Here is a 16,869-nt window from a genome sequence, read left to right as displayed (position 1 = left end):
ATGCTAATCAAATGTCTGCTGTGCTTCTCATGGGACGTTTGAATGGTGATGGGATTACTGCTGGGTCGGAGCGGCCGGCGGTGCGGCCTTCGGCGCAGCGGCCGGCGCTGCGGCGGCGGGCGCCGCCGGGGGCTCGGCGGCGGCGTCGGGATCGGCCTTGCGGCCGCCGGTGATGCGCTCCAGCACCGAGCGCACCGCGTCGCGGGTCTTCCTGTCCTTCACCGCGTCGAGCAGCGGCGCCGAGGCCGGCGAGCGGCGGATCAGGCTTTCCGGGTCGGGGAAGATCAGGGGATCGTCCCACGGCCCCTCGACGATGAACGGCAGGTTGAAGCCGGGTGCGCCGGGCACATTGGCGAGGCTGGCGACGCCCTTGAGGTCGTAGTCGCGCGACGGCACCGAGGCGGTGCCGGTCAGCGAGATCCGCGCGGTCGGGCCCTCGATCCGGATGTCGTCGGCGGTGGCGACGCCGTCGCTGAACCGCACCGCGACGTTGAGGGTGTTGAACGGCGTCTTGCCGCTGCGGAAATTGCCGCCACCGGACAGCGGCCGACGCTCCAGCCGCTTGAGCAATTGCTCGACATTGAAGCCGGTGATGGCGCCGTCATGGCCGGTGAGCAGCGCCTGGCCGTCGAGCGACTGCGCCAGCCCGAACGGGCTCGACCCGGACGCCTCCAGCGCGATGCTGAGATTGCCGCGGCCCGACAGATTGCGCACGCCGAGCAGGTCGGCGGCGCAGGCTTCGAGGTCGACGTCGTTGAACTGGAACTGGGTCTTGATATTGGCGACGTTGTCGCGCCGGGTGACGCCGAGCGTGCCGCGGACGATGCCGCCATAGATCTGCGCCTCGCCGACGCTGAGCGCCAGCGCGCCGCCGCGCAGATTGGCGCTGAGCGCGGTGCGGCCCAACGTCGAGGAGCCGAGCGTGACCTTGGCGGCGGACAGCCGGACGTCGAGATCGACCGGGTTCGCCGAGCCCAGATCGAACAATTGCCGGTTCCAGTCGCGCGCGCCGCTGGTCAGCAGCCGGATCGTCGACAGATACGGCGTGACGTCGATGCTGCCGGCGGCGAGCGTCGCCTGCAGGCCCCGATGATTGCCGGCGATGGTGTAGGTCATCACGCCTTCGGCGACGTTCTTGTCGAGTTCGATATTGACGTTGGTCAGCGCGATCGCCGGCCCGACCAGATTGGCGCGCGCCTTCATGGCGAAGCGGCCGAAGCCGCCGGCGCCGGGCGGCTCCTGGCCGGCCCAGCGCAGCGCGTTGCGCAGCGAGACGCTGTCGGCCGAGAGCGTGCCTTCCAGCACCAGGCTGGATTTGTTGCCGATCGCGCCGTCGAACGCGATCTTCATCGGGGCGCCGGCGAGCCGCAGCTTCAGGCCGGAGCGTTCGCCCGCCAATGCGGCGATGAAGTCGTTGACGCTGATGCTGCCGTCGAGGCGCTCGCCGCGCCAGTCGAACTGGCCGGCGGCCGCGAAGGTGCGGGAGATCGACGGCCACGCCAGCGACAGGTCGATGTCGGCGAGCGTTTCGCTGATCTTGCCGGCGTCGTCGTGATAGCTGAGCACGCCGTCCTGCAGCCGGATCTCGGAGAACGACACCTGATCGTCGAGCCCGGGCTTCATCGTCCGCGTCAGGCTCTTGATGAACGGCGTCCAGTTGCTGCCGCCGTCGGCGTCGCGGACGACGCGGATCGATGGCTTGATCAGCACGATGTCGGCGATTTCGAAGCGGCGCAGCAGCAGCGGCAGCAGGCGCAGATTGGCGGTGAGCGTCTCGACGACCAGCGCGCTGTCGGCGTCGCCGTCGCCCTTCAGCCGAACCGCCGAAAAGGTGACGTAGCTGCGCGGAAAGATCGCGATCTCGATGTCGCCGTCGATCGCCAGTTCGAGTCCGGTCGCGGCGCGCAATTGCGCCTCGACCGCCTGCCGCATCGCCCCGCGGTCGATCAGCAGCGACAGCGCCAGCGCGCCGATCACGGCCAGAACGATCAGCGCTGCAACCGATATCCCGAGGCGCTTGATTCCCTGGGCCATCGCCAATGAAGATCCGGGTCAGATGAGGGGGGTGAAAGGGCGGGGCCGCCGGCCCCCTGCTCGGCGGCAACTTGATCGTTTTTCTTGTCTCTTTCAAGGCCTTCCGGGCCGTAGCGGGTCGGCGCAATTGACGGCCAGCGCCGTTTTTGCTGAATAGACCCGCTCGCAGAACAGCTCCTCTCACCAGGTCCCTGCATCATGAACAAGGTTTTTCCCGACGCCCAATCGGCTCTCGCCGGAATCCTGCGGGACGGCATGATGATCATGTCCGGCGGTTTCGGGCTGTGCGGCATCGCCGAGACGTTGTCGGACGCGCTGCGCGATTCCGGGGTCAAGGACCTCACCGTGGTCTCGAACAATGCCGGCGTCGACGGCATCGGCCTCTCCAGGCTGCTGGAGACCCGGCAGATCAAGAAGATGATCTCGTCCTATGTGGGCGAGAACAAGCTGTTCGCGCAGCAATTCCTGGCCGGCGAGCTGGAGCTCGAATTCGCCCCGCAGGGCACGCTGGCCGAGCGCATCCGCGCCGGCGGCGCCGGCATCCCGGCGTTCTTCACCAAGACCGGCGTCGGCACGCTGGTGGCGGAAGGCAAGGAAATCCGCGAATTCGACGGCGAGAAATACGTCATGGAGCGCGGCCTGTTCGGCGATCTCGCCATCGTCCACGCCTGGAAGGGCGATACCGCCGGCAATCTAGTCTATCGCAAGACCGCGCGAAACTTCAATCCGATGATGGCGACCGCGGCGAAGATCACCATCGCCGAGGTCGAGCATCTGGTGCCGGCCGGCGAGATCGATCCGGATCACATCCACACCCCGGGCATCTTCGTCCAGCGCATCATCGAAGTCGGTAGCGCCAAGAAGCACATCGAGCAGCGCACCACCCGCAAGCGCCCCGAAGCCGCGGCAACCTGAGGAGAGTTCTGATGGCCTGGACCCGCGAACAGATGGCGGCGCGCGCCGCGAAGGAATTGCGCGACGGTTTCTACGTCAATCTCGGCATCGGGATTCCGACGCTGGTGTCGAACTACATTCCCGACGGCGTCGACGTCGTGCTGCAGAGCGAGAACGGCATGCTCGGCATGGGCCCGTTCCCCTACGAGGGCGAGGAAGATCCCGACCTGATCAACGCCGGCAAGCAGACCGTCACCGAACTGCCGTCGACCAGCTACTTCTCCAGCGCGGATTCGTTCGCGATGGTCCGCGGCGGCCATATCGACCTGTCGATCCTCGGCGCCATGCAGGTCGCCCAGAACGGCGATCTCGCTAACTGGATGATCCCCGGCAAGATGGTCAAGGGCATGGGCGGCGCGATGGACCTCGTCGCCGGCGTCAAGCGCGTCGTGGTGGTGATGGAGCATTCCGCCAAGGACGGCCCGAAGCTGCTGAAGCAATGCAACCTGCCGCTGACCGGCGAGCGCGTCGTCGACATGGTGGTGACCGATCTGGCGGTGTTCACCATCGACAAGCACGGCAACGATGGCATGGCGCTGATCGAACTCGCCGACGGCGTCACGCTCGACCAGGTCAAAGCCAACACCGAAGCCGAATTCCGCGTCGCGCTGAAGAACGCGTAGTACGTCGCCGCGTAGTTGACGCGGAGGGTGGGCACAGGCGCGCAGCGCCGTGCCCACGCGCGACACGACGAGAAACTCTCGCTTCATGACAAGCAAGATGGTGGGCACGATTCGCTTTTGCCCATCCGACGATTTTGCTGCGCCTCAAACACGGCGCCATCACTCGCCATCCCGATAGTTTTCGCCAGGCGTCGCGTCGCGCTCGCGCGCGTCTCCATGACGTGGCTCAATGCCACACCCGGTTCGTCAGCAAATCATATTGCGGCCCGTGCGATGGTCGCCGTGGGTTCCCCGCGCCGCCGACATGCGCTCCGGTGCGCGGGAAAGGCAGCGAACGTCATCGTGCGGTGCCGAGGCGCGCGACATTTCGGGATGGGATCCATGGCATCAGCGGAAAGTTCTGCACTTCAGCGCGACGATGCGCCCGACGCGTCGATTCAGAACTGGCACGCGATCGACGCCGGCGCCGCGCTCGCCGCGATGCGCAGCCGGGCGGAAGGGCTGACGGAGGACGAGGCGTCGCGGCGGCTCGCCACCTTCGGCTTCAATCGTCTGCCCGCCAAAGCCGAGCGCGGCGCGCTGCTGCGGTTCGCGCTGCAGTTCCACAATCTGCTGATCTACGTGCTGCTGGCCGCGGGCGTGCTGGCGGGCGCGATCGGCCACGTCACCGACGCGATGGTGATCGTCGCCGTCGTGCTGATCAACGCCGTGATCGGCTTCGTCCAGGAGGGCAAGGCCGAGAAGGCGCTGGAGGCGATCCACAAGATGATCGAGCCGCACGCCTCGGTGCTGCGCGACGGTCGCCGGGTCACGATCGCCGCCGATCACGTGGCGCCGGGCGATGTCATGGTGCTCGAGGCAGGCGACCGGGTTCCGGCCGACCTGCGGATTCTGCGCGCGCGCAATCTGCGCATCGACGAAGCCATCCTCACCGGCGAATCCGTGCCGGCCGAAAAGAACGACATCGCGGTCGCGGCCGACGCGTCGCTCGGCGATCGCCAGTGCATGGCGTTCTCCGGCACGCTGGTGACCGAAGGCGAGGGCACCGGCGTGGTCATCGCCACCGGCGGCGCCACCGAGCTCGGCCGCATCAGCGCCATGATCGGCGCGGTCGAGAAGCTGGCGACGCCGCTGGTGCGGCAGATGGATCAGTTCGCGCGGCAAGTCACCTTCGTGGTGCTCGCGGTCTCGGTGCTGGTGTTCGCCTATGCGGTGTTCGTGCAGGCCTACCGCCTCGACGAAGCGTTCATGATCGTGATCGGGCTGGCGGTGTCGGCGATTCCCGAAGGCCTCCCGGCGGTGATGACGATCACGCTCGCGGTCGGCCTGCAGCGGATGGCGCGGCGCAACGCCATCATCCGCCGGCTGCCGGCGGTCGAGACGCTGGGCTCGGTCTCGGTGATCTGCTCCGACAAGACCGGCACGCTGACGCGCAATGAGATGACGGTGCGGACCGTCGTGGCCGCGCGCGGCCGGATCGAGGTCGACGGCGTCGGCTACGAGCCCAAAGGCGGCTTTCGCCTCGATGGGACCGGCGTGATCGATCCTGCTGCGGACGCCGTGCTCGAGCAGCTCACGCTCGCCGCGCTGTTGTGCAACAACGCCGGCCTGCGCCAGGTCGGCGCCGACTGGGTCGTCGACGGCGATCCGATGGAAGGCGCGCTGGTCGCGCTGGCGGTCAAGGCCGGCCATGACCGCGCCGCGGCCGTGGCCGCGTTTTCGCGCATCGACGACCTTCCGTTCGATCCGCGGCATCGCTTCATGGCGACGCTGCACCTGTGCGACGGCCAGCCCGTCGTCTATGTCAAAGGCGCGCCGGAATCGGTGCTTGCGATGTGCGGCGATGTCGCGACGCTCGACGGCGTGCGGCCGCTCGATCGCGATTGGTTCGATCGCCAGAGCGACGCGCTGGCCGCCAGCGGTCAACGCGTGCTGGCGATCGCCCGCCGCCGCCTGCCGGGCGACGTCCGCGATCTCGCGCCGGCCGACGTGGCGCAAGGCCTGACGCTGCTCGGCCTGGTGGGGCTGAACGATCCGCCGCGCCCCGAAGCGATCGACGCGGTCGCCGAGTGCCGCGCGGCCGGCATCCGGGTGAAGATGATCACCGGCGACCACGCCGCCACCGCACGCGCGATCGCGCTGCAGCTCGGCCTCGCCGACGATCCGATCACGGTCACCGGACGCGATCTCGATGTCGCCGAAGACGATTTGTTCCGCCGCTACGCCCGCGAGGCGGTGGTGTTCGCCCGCGCCAGCCCCGAACACAAGCTGCGGCTGATCGAGGCGCTGCAGGAGGACGGCTCCGTCATCGCCATGACCGGCGACGGCGTCAACGACGCCCCGGCGCTGAAGCGGGCCGATGTCGGCATCGCGATGGGCGCCAACGGCACCGAGGCCGCCAAGGAGGCCAGCGAGATGGTGCTGGCCGACGACAATTTCGCCTCGATCGCCGCCGCGGTCCGCGAGGGCCGCACGGTCAACGACAACCTCACCAAGGTGATCGGCTGGACGCTGCCGACCAATGGCGGCGAATCGCTGACGATCATCCTCGCCATCGCGTTCGGACTGACTCTGCCGGTGACGGCGATCCAGATCCTGTGGATCAATATGGTCACCGCGGTCGCGCTCGGCCTGACGCTGGCGTTCGAGCCGACCGAGCCGAACGCGATGCGGCGTCCGGCGCGCCCGGCGAAACAGCCGCTGCTGTCGGCGCTGCTGCTGTGGCGCATCGTGTTCGTGTCGGTGCTGATGGTGGCGGGCACGTTCGGGATCTACGCCTGGGCGACCACGCGCGAGCTGCCGGTCGAGACCGCCCGCACCATGGCGGTCAACGCGCTGGTGGTGATGGAGATCTTCTATCTGTTCAGCATCCGCTACATTCGCGGCCCGTCGCTGACCTGGCGCGGCGTGGTCGGCACGCCCGCGGTGCTGATCGGCGTGGCGATCGTGGTGATCGCGCAGCTCGCCTTCACCTACGCCCCGCCGCTGCAGAAAGTGTTCGATACCCGTGCGGTGTCGCTCGCCGACGGCCTCGTCATCGTCGCGGTCGGCGTCGTCCTGCTGGTGCTGGTGGAGATCGAAAAGCGCTGGTCGACGCCCGACGGTGCGTAGCTTCAGGCCGGACCCGGTCGAAACCGGACGGGCTTATCGCCGCCCGCCCGAGAACATCGTCGATTCGCCCGGCAGCAGATTCGAGCGGATGTCGCTGTCGACGGCGCCGCCCGGCTGGACGTAGCTGCCCGAGAACGACAGGCTGAGATTCGAGGTCGGCCGGATCTCGATCCCGGCGTGGACGGCGGTGGCCGCGGTGGTGCCGGTACCGCTGAACGCGGTCACCTGGCTGAACACGTCCGGATTGTACTTCAACTGATCGACGCCGCCGAAAAGCGTCACCGGCAGGCCGCCGACGCCCTTGAAGTTGTAGCCGTATTGCGAGCCTTCCAGGGCCAGCGAACCGAAATTGCCGAATGCGCCGGCGCCGCCGATCCCGCCGAAGCCGCGCCAGCCGAGGCCGCTGGCGAAGGCATTGACCGGGGCGCTGTAGCTGCGCGCGACGAAGCCGGTCCGAAAGCCGTCCTCGTCGACGCTGCTCAGCGCCGCGAAGCCCGGCACGTCGCTCCAGCCCGCCGTGCCCCAGCTCTCGGTCACGCCGCCGCCGAAGCCGAACGGGCCGCCGGGGATCCAGTAGCGCACCGGCCCGGCCTGGGCATGGGCCTGGGCATGGGCCGCACCCGATCCGAGGCCCAGCACGATCGCCGCGACGGCGAGCGTGCGGCGGCCTGCAGGAACAGGGATTCGTTGGACCGTCAGCATGTTGCGAGCTTATACGCCGCGGCGGTCGGGATGGCCAGTGCCGCCGGTCGTCGCAGCTTCGGGAGGCGCCGGTTCCTGGATGGAACCATCGCGTGTCTGGCCCATTGCCCTGGCGAATTCCGAATGTCAGTCAAGCAAAGGGAGATTGCCCGGTGGGTATCGAATTCGGTGGCCTTCTCGGCCTGATCATTCTCGCTCTGGATATCTGGGCGATTTTTCGTGTGATCCAGAGCGGCGCCAGCACCGGCGCCAAAGTGCTCTGGGTAATCCTGATCCTGGTGTTGCCGGTGGTCGGCCTGATCATCTGGTGGCTGGCGGGCCCGAAATAACCGCTCGGCCGGGTCGGCGCGCGGTTCACTCCGGCAAATCGGAAAACCGCGTCAGCCAGATCACCGGCGGAATGCTGGCGGCGACGATGATCAGGGCGGCGAGCGCGCCTTCCTCGAAACTGCCGCGGCTGGCGTATTGATAGATCGAGGTCGACAGCGTCTCGACGTTCAGCGGCCGCAGCAGCAGCGTCGCCGGCAGTTCTTTCAGGCAGTCGACGAACACCAGGATCGCCGCGCCGACCAGCGCCGGCCGCAGCAGCGGCAGGTCGATCTTCGAAAGCGTCACCAGCCGCGAGGCGCCGGCGGCGCGGGCGGAATCGTCGTAGTCGCGCGGGATCCGTTCGAAGCCGGCCTTCAACAGACCGGTCGGCACCGCGAGAAAGCGGATCACATAGGCGGCGACCACCGCGCCGCCGGAGCTCATCAGCAGCAGGCCGGGCGAGGCGAGGCCGATCGATTGCGCCAGCGTCACCAGCGCGCCGTCGAGCGCCAGCAGCGGCGTCAGCAGGCCGAGTGCCAGCACCAGTCCCGGCAACGCGTAGCCGAGCTGCACCACCGCGAGCGCCGATCTCGCAATGCGGCCGCCGCGCCAGCGCGCGGCGATCACAACGATCAGCCCGAGCGCGAGCGCCAGCACCGTCGCGATCGACGCCAGCGTCACCGTATGCAGCGCGTCGCGCCATAGCGACGGGTCGATCCGTCCGGCGAGGCCGCGGCGCAGGCTTTCGCCGAGCAGATACGCCGCCGGCACGACGAAGCCGAGCAGCGGCGGCAGCAGGCAGGCCAGCAACGCGAAGCCGCCCTTGGCGCCGCGCAGCGGCGTGCGCGGCCGCAGCCGCGGGTTTTCGGCGGAGAATTCGACGCTGGCATTGCGGCGGCCGATCCGCTCGATGGTGATCAGCAGCGCCGCGAAGCCGAGCAGCACCAGCGACAATTGCGCCGCGCCGGCGAGGCTGCCGCGGTTGAGCCAAGTGGTGAACACCGACACGGTGAGGGTGCGGACGCCGAGATATTCGGATGCACCGATGTCGTTCAGCGTCTCCAGCGCGGCGAGCGCGACGCCGACCGCCAGCGCCGGCCGCGCCATCGGCAGCACCACGCGGCGCCAGATCGTGAGGCGCGAGGCGCCGAGCGTGCGCGCCGCCTCGATCGCGTCCGCGCTCTGCGCCTGAAACACCGCGCGCGCCGACAGATACACATACGGATACAGCACCAGCGCCAGCAGCAGCACCGCGCCGGGCAGCGAACGCAACTGCGGCAGCCACTGCACCGCCTGCGCCGTCGGCATCAGCAGCGCCAGCGTGCGATGCGCCAGGCCGAGCGGCTCGAACAGGTCGACATACACATAGGCAGACAGATAGGTCGGCACCGACAGCGGCAGCGGCAGCAGCCACACCAGCAGCGTCCGCCCGGCGAAATCATGCGACGACACCAGCCACGCGGTGGCGGTGCCGATCAGCAGCGTCAATCCGCCGACGCCGAGCAGCAGCCAAGCGGTGTCGCGCAGCGACTGCGGCAGCACGTAAGCGACGAGATGCGGCCAGACGTCGGCGGCCGGCTGCAGTGCGGTCAGCGCCAGGCTGATCACCGGCGCGGCGACGATCAGCGCGGTGAGGAGGGCGATGCCGAGCGCGGTGTTTTCACTCGGCGAGGACGGACGGCGATAGGCTTGCGGGCGAGGAATGGCCGTGCCGCTCACGTCCCTCTCCCCTTGTGGGAGAGGGTGCCCGAGCGCAGCGAGGGCGGGTGAGGGGTCGTGGCGCAGCGCCTCGTCCCGCCCCCTCACCCGTCTCGAATTCGCTTCGCTCATTCGAGCCACCCTCTCCCACGAGGGGAGAGGGAAAAGGCGCGCGTCCCGCTCATGCTCAGTTGTCGAACCCGACCTTGTCGACCAGCGTCGAGGCGGTCTTGCGCTCGGCGGCGATCTTGGCGATCGGCAGCGAGTCGGCGGTCAGTCTGCCGTAGCCGGCGATGGTCGGGTCGAGCGGCACGCCGGGCCGGATCGGATATTCGTAGTTGGCGTTGGCGTAGATCTGCTGCGCCTTCTCGCCGAGCAGCCATTCGATCAGCTTGACGCCGTTGGCCTTGTTCGGCGCGTTCTTGGCCAGCAGCACGCCGGACAGATTGACGTGGGTGCCGCCGCCCTCGAAGGTCGGCAGGATCACGCGGGTCGCGTCCGCCCAGGCCTTCTTGTCGGGGTCCTTCAGCATCAGCGCCCAGTAATAGGTGTTGCCGATGCCGAGGTCGCATTTGCCGGCCGCGACGTCGCGCGCGGTCTCGCGGTCGCCGCCCGAGGGCTTCTGCGCCAGATTGGCCTTGAGGCCGCGCAGCCAGGCTTCGGCCTTCGCCTCGCCGTGCTTGGCCACATAGGCGGCGAACAGCGCGTTGTTGTAGATGTGCTGGCCGGAGCGGATGCAGATCTTGCCCTTCCATTTCGGATCGGCGAGCTCTTCGTAGGTGATCGTCTCCTGCTTGACGCGGTCCTTCGAGGCGTAGATCACCCGCGCCCGCATCGAGATGCCGGCCCAGTGGCCGTCGGGATCGCGATAGCGCGCCGGCACGATCTCGTCGACCACCGCCGATTTGATCGGCTGGGTGACGCCGGCCGCGACCGCTTCGTCGATCCGCCCGATGTCGACCGTCAGCAGCACGTCGGCGGGGCTGTTGGCGCCTTCGGCCTTGATCCGCTGCTCCAGGCCGGAGCTCGCCGAGATCACGTTGACGGCGATGCCGGTGTCCTTGGTGAAGGCGTCGAACAGCGGTTGAACCAGCTTGGTCTCGCGATAGGTGTAGACGTTGACCTGTTCGGCGGCGAACGCCTGCAACGGCACGACAACGGCGGCGAAGGCGAGGGCAGCGGCGCGAAAGCGGCTCATGCAGCGGGCTCCGTGGACAGTTGATACCGAGTGTCAGTAGCTCAGCGCATCGCGGGAGATCCGCGACGGAATGTCGCGATTAGAGCGATTCCAGGCAGGGGCGCGGCGTCGCGCCAGCGCCACCCCCGGCCGGGCCGGAGCGGGCCTCGTCAGCTCAGCGTCTGGCCGTCATCGCTCTGACAGGATGGGCATTTACAATTGTGGAAATTGATGTCGGCGACGAAATATTCTTTGCCGCAATGAATGCAGGCAATCCGCAACCGCGGGCGCTTGTCGGCGCTGACCGTGCGGTCGACGAGATACTGACCGCGCGCATTCTGATCGCCGACGGCGACGTGATAGTTCGCGACCATGGCGTCCCCCGCATCTCGCGTCTGCGATATATCCTAGCACACAGCCCGCGGGGGAACGCAAATGCGATGGTTGCGAGCGATTCGCGTGACGGCGGTCGCGGCCCGAGCAGCGGTATCGTTCTGGGCTCAGCTTGCGCCGTCGCCGGGCGTCTGTTCCGCAAGCGCAACCAGTTGATCCGGCTCGCGCAGCACGATGCGCTGGCGGCCGCCCTCGATCAGCCCGCGGCTCTCCCAGCCGGACAGCAGCCGGCTGACGGTGTGCAGTGTGGTTCCCGTCATCTGCGCGATGTCCTGCCGGCTGATCGGGAAATCGATCGCGACGCCGTTCTCGACCTTGCGGCCGGATTGGCTGGCGAGCCGCAGCAGCGCATGGGCGACGCGCTGCTCGACCTGCTGGGTCGACATTTCGATGACGCGGGAATGGGTCTCCTGCAGCCGCGTGCCTACCGTGCGCAGCGTGTTGGTGGCGAGCGACGGATAGTGCTCGACGAGCCGCGGCCACGCCGCGGTCGGCCACGCCAGCACGATGCTGTCGTCGACCGCGGTCGCCGTCGCCGGATAGTTCTGAAGCCCGATCGCCATCGCCACGCCCAGCGTCTCGCCGGGCGCCACATAGCGCACCACCACCTGCTCGCCGGCAGGCGTCAGCTTGCTGGCGCGGACATGGCCGTGCAGCAGCACGAAGAACGAATGCGCCTCCTCGCCCTGTTCGAACACATGCGCGTTCTTCGGAACCCGGATCGAACGAGCCTCCTTGAGGATGGCGTCGAGCTCGTCGGCACTGCAGCCGGCGAACAGCGGCAGTTTCGCAACGAGAGAGGTGTCGATGGTCGCCATGCGGTCTCGCGGTTGGTTGGTGCGCAGCCAGCTAAATCGCGGATGGCCTGCTGAGGCAAGGGTCGATGAAGTAGGGCGGATAAGCGCAGCGCCATCCGCCATTGCGGCGCGGTCGGCGGATGACGCCTTCGGCTTATCCGCCCTACGACACCCGTTCTCCGAATTCACCGATGTCGTCGCTGTCGCCGGCCCAGTCGATCGGGAATAAGCCGGCGCGCACGTCGCGATGAAACGACGAATACGGCCAGTCTCGAACCCGTGTCACCAGACCGTGCTTGACCGGGTTGATATAACAATAGTCGACGTGCCGCGCGTAGTCCTCGTCGTTCCGAATCAGATGCTCCCAGAACCGTCGCTGCCAGATCCCGCGTTCGTTCCGCGATTGCCGGACTGGATCGCGCGGCTCCGTCTGCGGAAGGGCTTTCGTGAAGGACTTCTTGATTGCTCGCCATCGCGACGAGAAGTCGGTATCTCCATCGGGAAGCGACCAGACGGTGTGGAGATGATCGGGCAAGACAACGATGGCGTCGATTTGGAACGGAGACCTCGTGCGCGTCGTCCGGATCGCTTCACGCAATACCGCGATCTCATCGATCAGCAATCCGCGACGGCGATCGAGCAGGTTTACGGTGAAGAACCAGCAGCCCCCTGGTATTCTTGCGCGACGATAATTAGGCATTGGACTAATTACGCTGCTTGGGGGCCGATAGCGTCTTCGGCTTATCTGATCTAGCTAACGAGTCAATTCTGTAGGGCGGATAAGCGCAGCGCCATCCGCCATTGCGGCGCCGGACGGCGGATGGCGCCTTCGGCTTATCCGCCCTACGACACCACGACCCGGCCGTATTGCCGGCACCGCAAATCGCCTATTGACAATTCGTCCGCCTCCTGATTATATTCCCATCAACTCATCCCATCGAGGGGCGTTTCCTGGGACGCTTGGAGATGTGGGGCGGGGTGTGGCGCCTGCGGGCGTGGGGCAGACGTTGCCTCGCGCACTCGGGACGCTTCGGGTCATCGCAAACAAGTTTACGCAGTTTGCGAGAGAGCAAACTGCTATGCCGGCCCCACTACGGGGGTCTGCCACTTGTTAGTTGGCTGGACGCGGCACAGGCGAAGGCGGGAGAAATCCCGCCGGATAAACAGGGTTTAATTACCCGGACCTGTGCCCGGAAGCACGGCCCCGAAGTGAAAAGTCGCCCATAGCAGCCGCAGGCTGCGTAAACTTGCCTGCGATGTGGAGCGTCGAAAGGCGTTTCCGCGGCCTCTGATCGCCGGCGATCCGGCGACCATGCTGCGGCCACTACTCGAAGTCGCGCCTTTCGGCGCTCCGCCTCCCTCGGCTTCGTGCCGGTGCGGAGGCCCCCGGAACCGGCCGCTCACGCAATCGGATTTGCGGGCAACGCATCGGCGTGCCCGCGCACGACCGTGCGACTTGTTATTTCGCTTCCCGCGTGACGCTCACGCCACCGCGGGCGCGTGCGAAAACACCACTTCGATCAGCGTGCCGGATTGCGGCGCGCTCTTGATGTGGAACTGGGCGCGGTTGGCTTCGACCAGCGCCTTGGTCAGCGACAGGCTGACACCGGAGGCTTCCGAACGCTCGCTCGGCGCCGGCGTGTTGAACGGCTGCAGCGCGGCGGCGATCTCATCGTCGTTGAGCCGATGGCCGGTGTCGCGCACGCGCAGCACCACTTCGCCGAAATCGCTCAGCGCGGTCGAGACGATCACCTGTCCGCCGGCATTGGCGAGATGGATCGAGGTGCCGATCAGGTTCAGTACGATCTGCCGCAGCGCCTGCGCGTCGGCGACGACGCTCGGCAGCGCGTGCGCCAGCGAGCTGCGGATGATGATGCGCTCGCGATTGGCGCGCGGCTGCATCACCGCGACGCATTGCTCGACCAGTTCGTTGAGGTTCTGGCTGGTGAAGGAAAGGTCGAGCTTGCCGGTTTCGATCCGCGACAGATCGAGCAGGTCGCCGACGATGCCGATGACGCGCTCGCCGGAGGCGCGGATGTCCTTCATGTAGTCGGCGTAGCGCTCGTTGCCGAGCGCGCCGAAGCGCTCCTCGATCATCACCTCGGCGAAGCCGATGATGGCGTTGAGCGGCGTGCGGATCTCGTGGCTGAGCCGCGCCAGCACGTCGGCTTTGGCGCCGGCCGCGCGGTCGGCGAGCTTGCGTACCTGGTCGAGTTCGACCTCGATCCGGCGCGCCTGCGACAGGTCGCGGAACACCGCGAAGTAGTTCGGTCCGTCGGGCTGCGTGCGGCCGATGGTCATCGTCAGCGGAAACAGCCCGCCCTCGCGGACGCGGCCGAGCGCCTCGAGGCCGTGATCGAGCAGGCTCTCGGCGCTGCCGCTCTTCACGCTGTCGAAATAGGCGCGCACCGCTTCGTTGCTCTCGGGCGCGAACAGCTCGGCGATGTTGCGCCGGACCAGCTCGTCGCCGTCATAGCCGAACAGCGCCTCGGCGCTGCGGTTGCAGGCGCTGATGCGGCCGCTTGCGTCGAACATCAGGATGCCCTCGGCGGTGGTGTCGAGGATCGCGCCGAGTTCTTCGGCATTGGCATGGCCGACATCCGACGGCGCATTCGTCTCCGGCGCGATCGAGGCCGCGGCGACGACGTCGGCAGGCTGCTCGGCGGCGCCGGAGAAGATCAGCGCCAGCGCCTGATCGCCGTCCCATTCAATGGTGTGCAGCCGGGCTGCGGTCGGCGCCGAATACGGCGTCGCGATGGTGATCGGCGTGCCGGCTTCCGACGTGCCGCTCGAACCGCCGACGCCTTCCTCGACATACAGCGCATCGAGGCCGCCTTCCTCTTCGAGCGCCGCCAGGCTGGCATGGCCCATCCGCTGCAGGAATGCCGTGTTGGCATAGAGCAGGCGGTCGAGCCGATAGATCAGCACGCCGACCGGCATCAGATCGAGCAGCATGCGGTCGCGCGCGCTGTCGCCCTTGGCAGGCGTCGCGAGCGGCGCGAGCCAGTCTGCCTTCGCGGCTTCGGGTTCGGACGGCTCAGCGGGTTCGTCGGGCGAAGACACGGCATAGGTCGACGCCGTTTCGGCGACGGGCATGTCGTCGGCCGGCGCGTCCGGCGTCTCGTCGTTGGCGGCCTGCGCGAACAGCCGCTCGGCGGCGCCGGCGGCATCGCTCTCCAGCCGTTCCGCCAACTGCCGCGCCAATTCGTTGAAGGCGCTGTTCTCGACCGGCGTCAGCGCCGGCGAACGGGCGTCCTGGACGGGCCGGAACGGAAGCACGTTTCTCGGGGTTTCCACGATGATATCCGATTGTTGTTGTTGGTCAGACGTGTCGGTCCCGGCCGCTTGATCATCGCCCGGGATGAGAGTCGCGTCGCGTGGCGTCGAATCCGCCGACAGCGACCGCGGCGGATGTTCGCCCGCATCGTCGCGCCGGCGCATTGCCGCGAGCCGATCGAGGCCTTCGAGATCGCGGCAGACGCCGAAGCCGCGATAGCCGGTGAAATGGCCGTCGCGGTCCTGCACCGGCAGGCCGGACATCTCGACCGGCAGGCGATCATCGCTGTCGTCGGCCGGCCAATGCAGCGTGATGCCGCTCCAGGTGTGGCGCGACGCGATCGCCTGCGCGAAGCGGTCGTCGGGATCGAGCGCGAGCGCCGCGCGGATTTCGGCCCACGGCCGGCCGAACTGCGCGGCCGTGTGCGGGCCGATCAGGCAGATCAGTTCGTCCGACTTCACCGCGAAGCGGCTGTCGCCGTCGAACTGCCAGACGAAGCGCAGCGGATGCCGGCGTGGCGGCGAAGGCGCGACCGACGTCGCTGCGTCGCGCGGCTCCGGCTCGACGGCGAGGATCATCGCCGGCTCTTCATCTTCAGAATGTTGCTGCGACGGGGCATCGACGGGCGCGGTCTGATCGGTCGCTTCAGCGTCGTGCGGCTGCGGCGCGCCGCTGTCCTCAGGAAGAGACTCGGGTGTTGCGGCGGATTCATCCGCGGTCGCATCGGCCTCGGCCGGCGACTCGTCGGCAACCGGCACGACCAGCGGCGAGGGTTCGTCCGCGGCGGCATTGTCTTGCGTCGGCGGAATTTCGGTCTGCGCCGCCGGGAGCGTCTCGCCGAGCAGCGTGAACTCGGCCTGCGCCTCGCTGATGGTGTCGATCGCCTCGTAGTCCGGAACGTACGATTTCGGCGGCACCGTCTCGCTCGGCGGATCGATCGGGATATCGGACGCGACGGGCGCGGATTCGGCAATCGGGAGTTCGGGCTCGCGATCCGCTGCAAGCGGCTCGTTCGTCTCGAGCAGCGCCACCAGTCCGACATCGCTGCCGCTGCCGACGCGTTGCAGCACCATCCGGCCGATCCCGATCGGCGTTTCGGAGCGGCCGTTCTGCAGCGCATCGGCGCGGGCCTGATCGAGGCCGGCTTCGGTCAGGTTGCGGAAGCCGAGCAGGGTGCGCGCCGCCGCGCTCGAGCCGACGAACAGACCGTCACGGCCGAACGCCGCGATCGGCGTGTCGCTGCCTTCGACCAGGGAGCGCAGCCGATCGACCAGCGGCATCGGACGGCCGATCGGTTCGACGGCGGCGATCAGCACGCCGGCGCTGCCGTCGGTGAATTCCAGCCGCGCGCAGGCGCAGGTCACCAGCGCGCCGAGGCGACCGCCGAAGCCGCGCAGCCGCTCCAGCCGCGTGGCGCCGTTCGGCGGCAGTTTGCCGGCCAGTTGCGCCACCAGCCGGCGATGCGGATCCGCCGGGCCGAAGCGTCGCGCGCCGAGGGCCCTGCCGTTGTCGGCGCCGAACAGCCGGGCGCCGACCGGATTGGCCCACAGCACGCGGGTGCCATCGACCGACCACAGCCAGACCGGAAGCGCGCCGGTGGCGTGAACCGCAAGCCGCGGATCGTCGACCCCTCGCAACTGAAAATCCCAACTCGTCATCGATGCTCGCGCGCGGCAGTTCCCGTCGGGTTCGGCGGCCGGTCCGCTCGAAAACGGCCGGTGAAGAACCTTAACGATTCATTATCGCTTTCGGTCGCCGCCAGGTCCACGATTGCCGGGCCGCTATCCCAACCAA

At 67.9% G+C, this 16,869-nt stretch carries 12 protein-coding genes; 4 read left to right on the top strand and 8 right to left on the bottom strand.

The genetic code is table 11. From position 1 onward, the window contains the following. Positions 1-54 precede the first annotated feature (54 nt). A complete protein-coding gene (locus SR870_RS12665) occupies positions 55-2,034 on the bottom strand; it encodes an AsmA family protein (protein ID WP_322513919.1) in 1,980 nt (659 codons plus the stop codon). A 198-nt stretch (positions 2,035-2,232) separates the two neighbouring features. On the opposite strand from SR870_RS12665, the gene SR870_RS12660 reads away from it, so the two are divergent. The 3 genes from SR870_RS12660 (at position 2,233) to SR870_RS12650 (ending at position 6,722) form a co-directional block, all read left to right on the top strand. Beyond that, on the top strand, positions 2,233-2,949 hold the full coding sequence (locus tag SR870_RS12660) for a CoA transferase subunit A (protein ID WP_322513918.1): 717 nt from the start codon (positions 2,233-2,235) through the stop codon (positions 2,947-2,949). An 11-nt stretch (positions 2,950-2,960) separates the two neighbouring features. Beyond that, a complete protein-coding gene (locus SR870_RS12655; protein ID WP_322513917.1) occupies positions 2,961-3,611 on the top strand; it encodes a 3-oxoacid CoA-transferase subunit B in 651 nt (216 codons plus the stop codon). A gap of 381 nt (positions 3,612-3,992) precedes the next feature. Further along, positions 3,993-6,722 (top strand): HAD-IC family P-type ATPase, encoded by a 2,730-nt coding sequence (locus SR870_RS12650; RefSeq protein WP_322513916.1) that lies wholly within the window; start codon positions 3,993-3,995, stop codon positions 6,720-6,722. 33 nt (positions 6,723-6,755) lie between these two features. On the opposite strand, the gene SR870_RS12645 is transcribed toward SR870_RS12650, so the two are convergent. Beyond that, entirely contained in the window at positions 6,756-7,424 is a 669-nt protein-coding gene (locus SR870_RS12645; RefSeq protein ID WP_322513915.1) for a hypothetical protein, read from the bottom strand. Between the two features lie 152 nt (positions 7,425-7,576). Here SR870_RS12645 and SR870_RS12640 point away from each other — a divergent pair, with 152 nt between their 5' ends. Continuing rightward, positions 7,577-7,753, top strand: coding sequence for a PLDc N-terminal domain-containing protein (locus SR870_RS12640; protein ID WP_011440359.1), 177 nt, complete (start codon positions 7,577-7,579; stop codon positions 7,751-7,753). 25 nt (positions 7,754-7,778) lie between these two features. On the opposite strand, the gene SR870_RS12635 is transcribed toward SR870_RS12640, so the two are convergent. From SR870_RS12635 to SR870_RS12610, 6 genes are all read right to left on the bottom strand, one after another. Then, the gene (locus SR870_RS12635) at positions 7,779-9,437 is read right to left on the bottom strand and encodes an iron ABC transporter permease (protein WP_322518261.1); all 1,659 of its coding nucleotides are present in this window, start codon (positions 9,435-9,437) and stop codon (positions 7,779-7,781) included. A gap of 181 nt (positions 9,438-9,618) precedes the next feature. Further along, entirely contained in the window at positions 9,619-10,629 is a 1,011-nt protein-coding gene (locus tag SR870_RS12630) for a Fe(3+) ABC transporter substrate-binding protein (RefSeq protein ID WP_322513914.1), read from the bottom strand. Between the two features lie 149 nt (positions 10,630-10,778). After that, entirely contained in the window at positions 10,779-10,982 is a 204-nt protein-coding gene (locus SR870_RS12625; protein WP_322513913.1) for a hypothetical protein, read from the bottom strand. A 126-nt stretch (positions 10,983-11,108) separates the two neighbouring features. Continuing rightward, a complete protein-coding gene (locus tag SR870_RS12620) occupies positions 11,109-11,819 on the bottom strand; it encodes a Crp/Fnr family transcriptional regulator (protein ID WP_322513912.1) in 711 nt (236 codons plus the stop codon). Positions 11,820-11,961: 142 nt separating this feature from the next. After that, the gene (locus tag SR870_RS12615) at positions 11,962-12,498 is read right to left on the bottom strand and encodes an REP-associated tyrosine transposase (protein ID WP_322513911.1); all 537 of its coding nucleotides are present in this window, start codon (positions 12,496-12,498) and stop codon (positions 11,962-11,964) included. 782 nt (positions 12,499-13,280) lie between these two features. Then, complete coding sequence (locus tag SR870_RS12610; protein WP_322513910.1) at positions 13,281-16,733, bottom strand: sensor histidine kinase; 3,453 nt, start codon at positions 16,731-16,733, stop codon at positions 13,281-13,283. Positions 16,734-16,869 lie beyond the last annotated feature (136 nt).

Source organism: Rhodopseudomonas palustris (assembly GCF_034479375.1).
GTDB classification, from domain to species: domain Bacteria; phylum Pseudomonadota; class Alphaproteobacteria; order Rhizobiales; family Xanthobacteraceae; genus Rhodopseudomonas; species Rhodopseudomonas palustris_M.
This window is presented reverse-complemented; position numbering and strand designations above follow the sequence as displayed.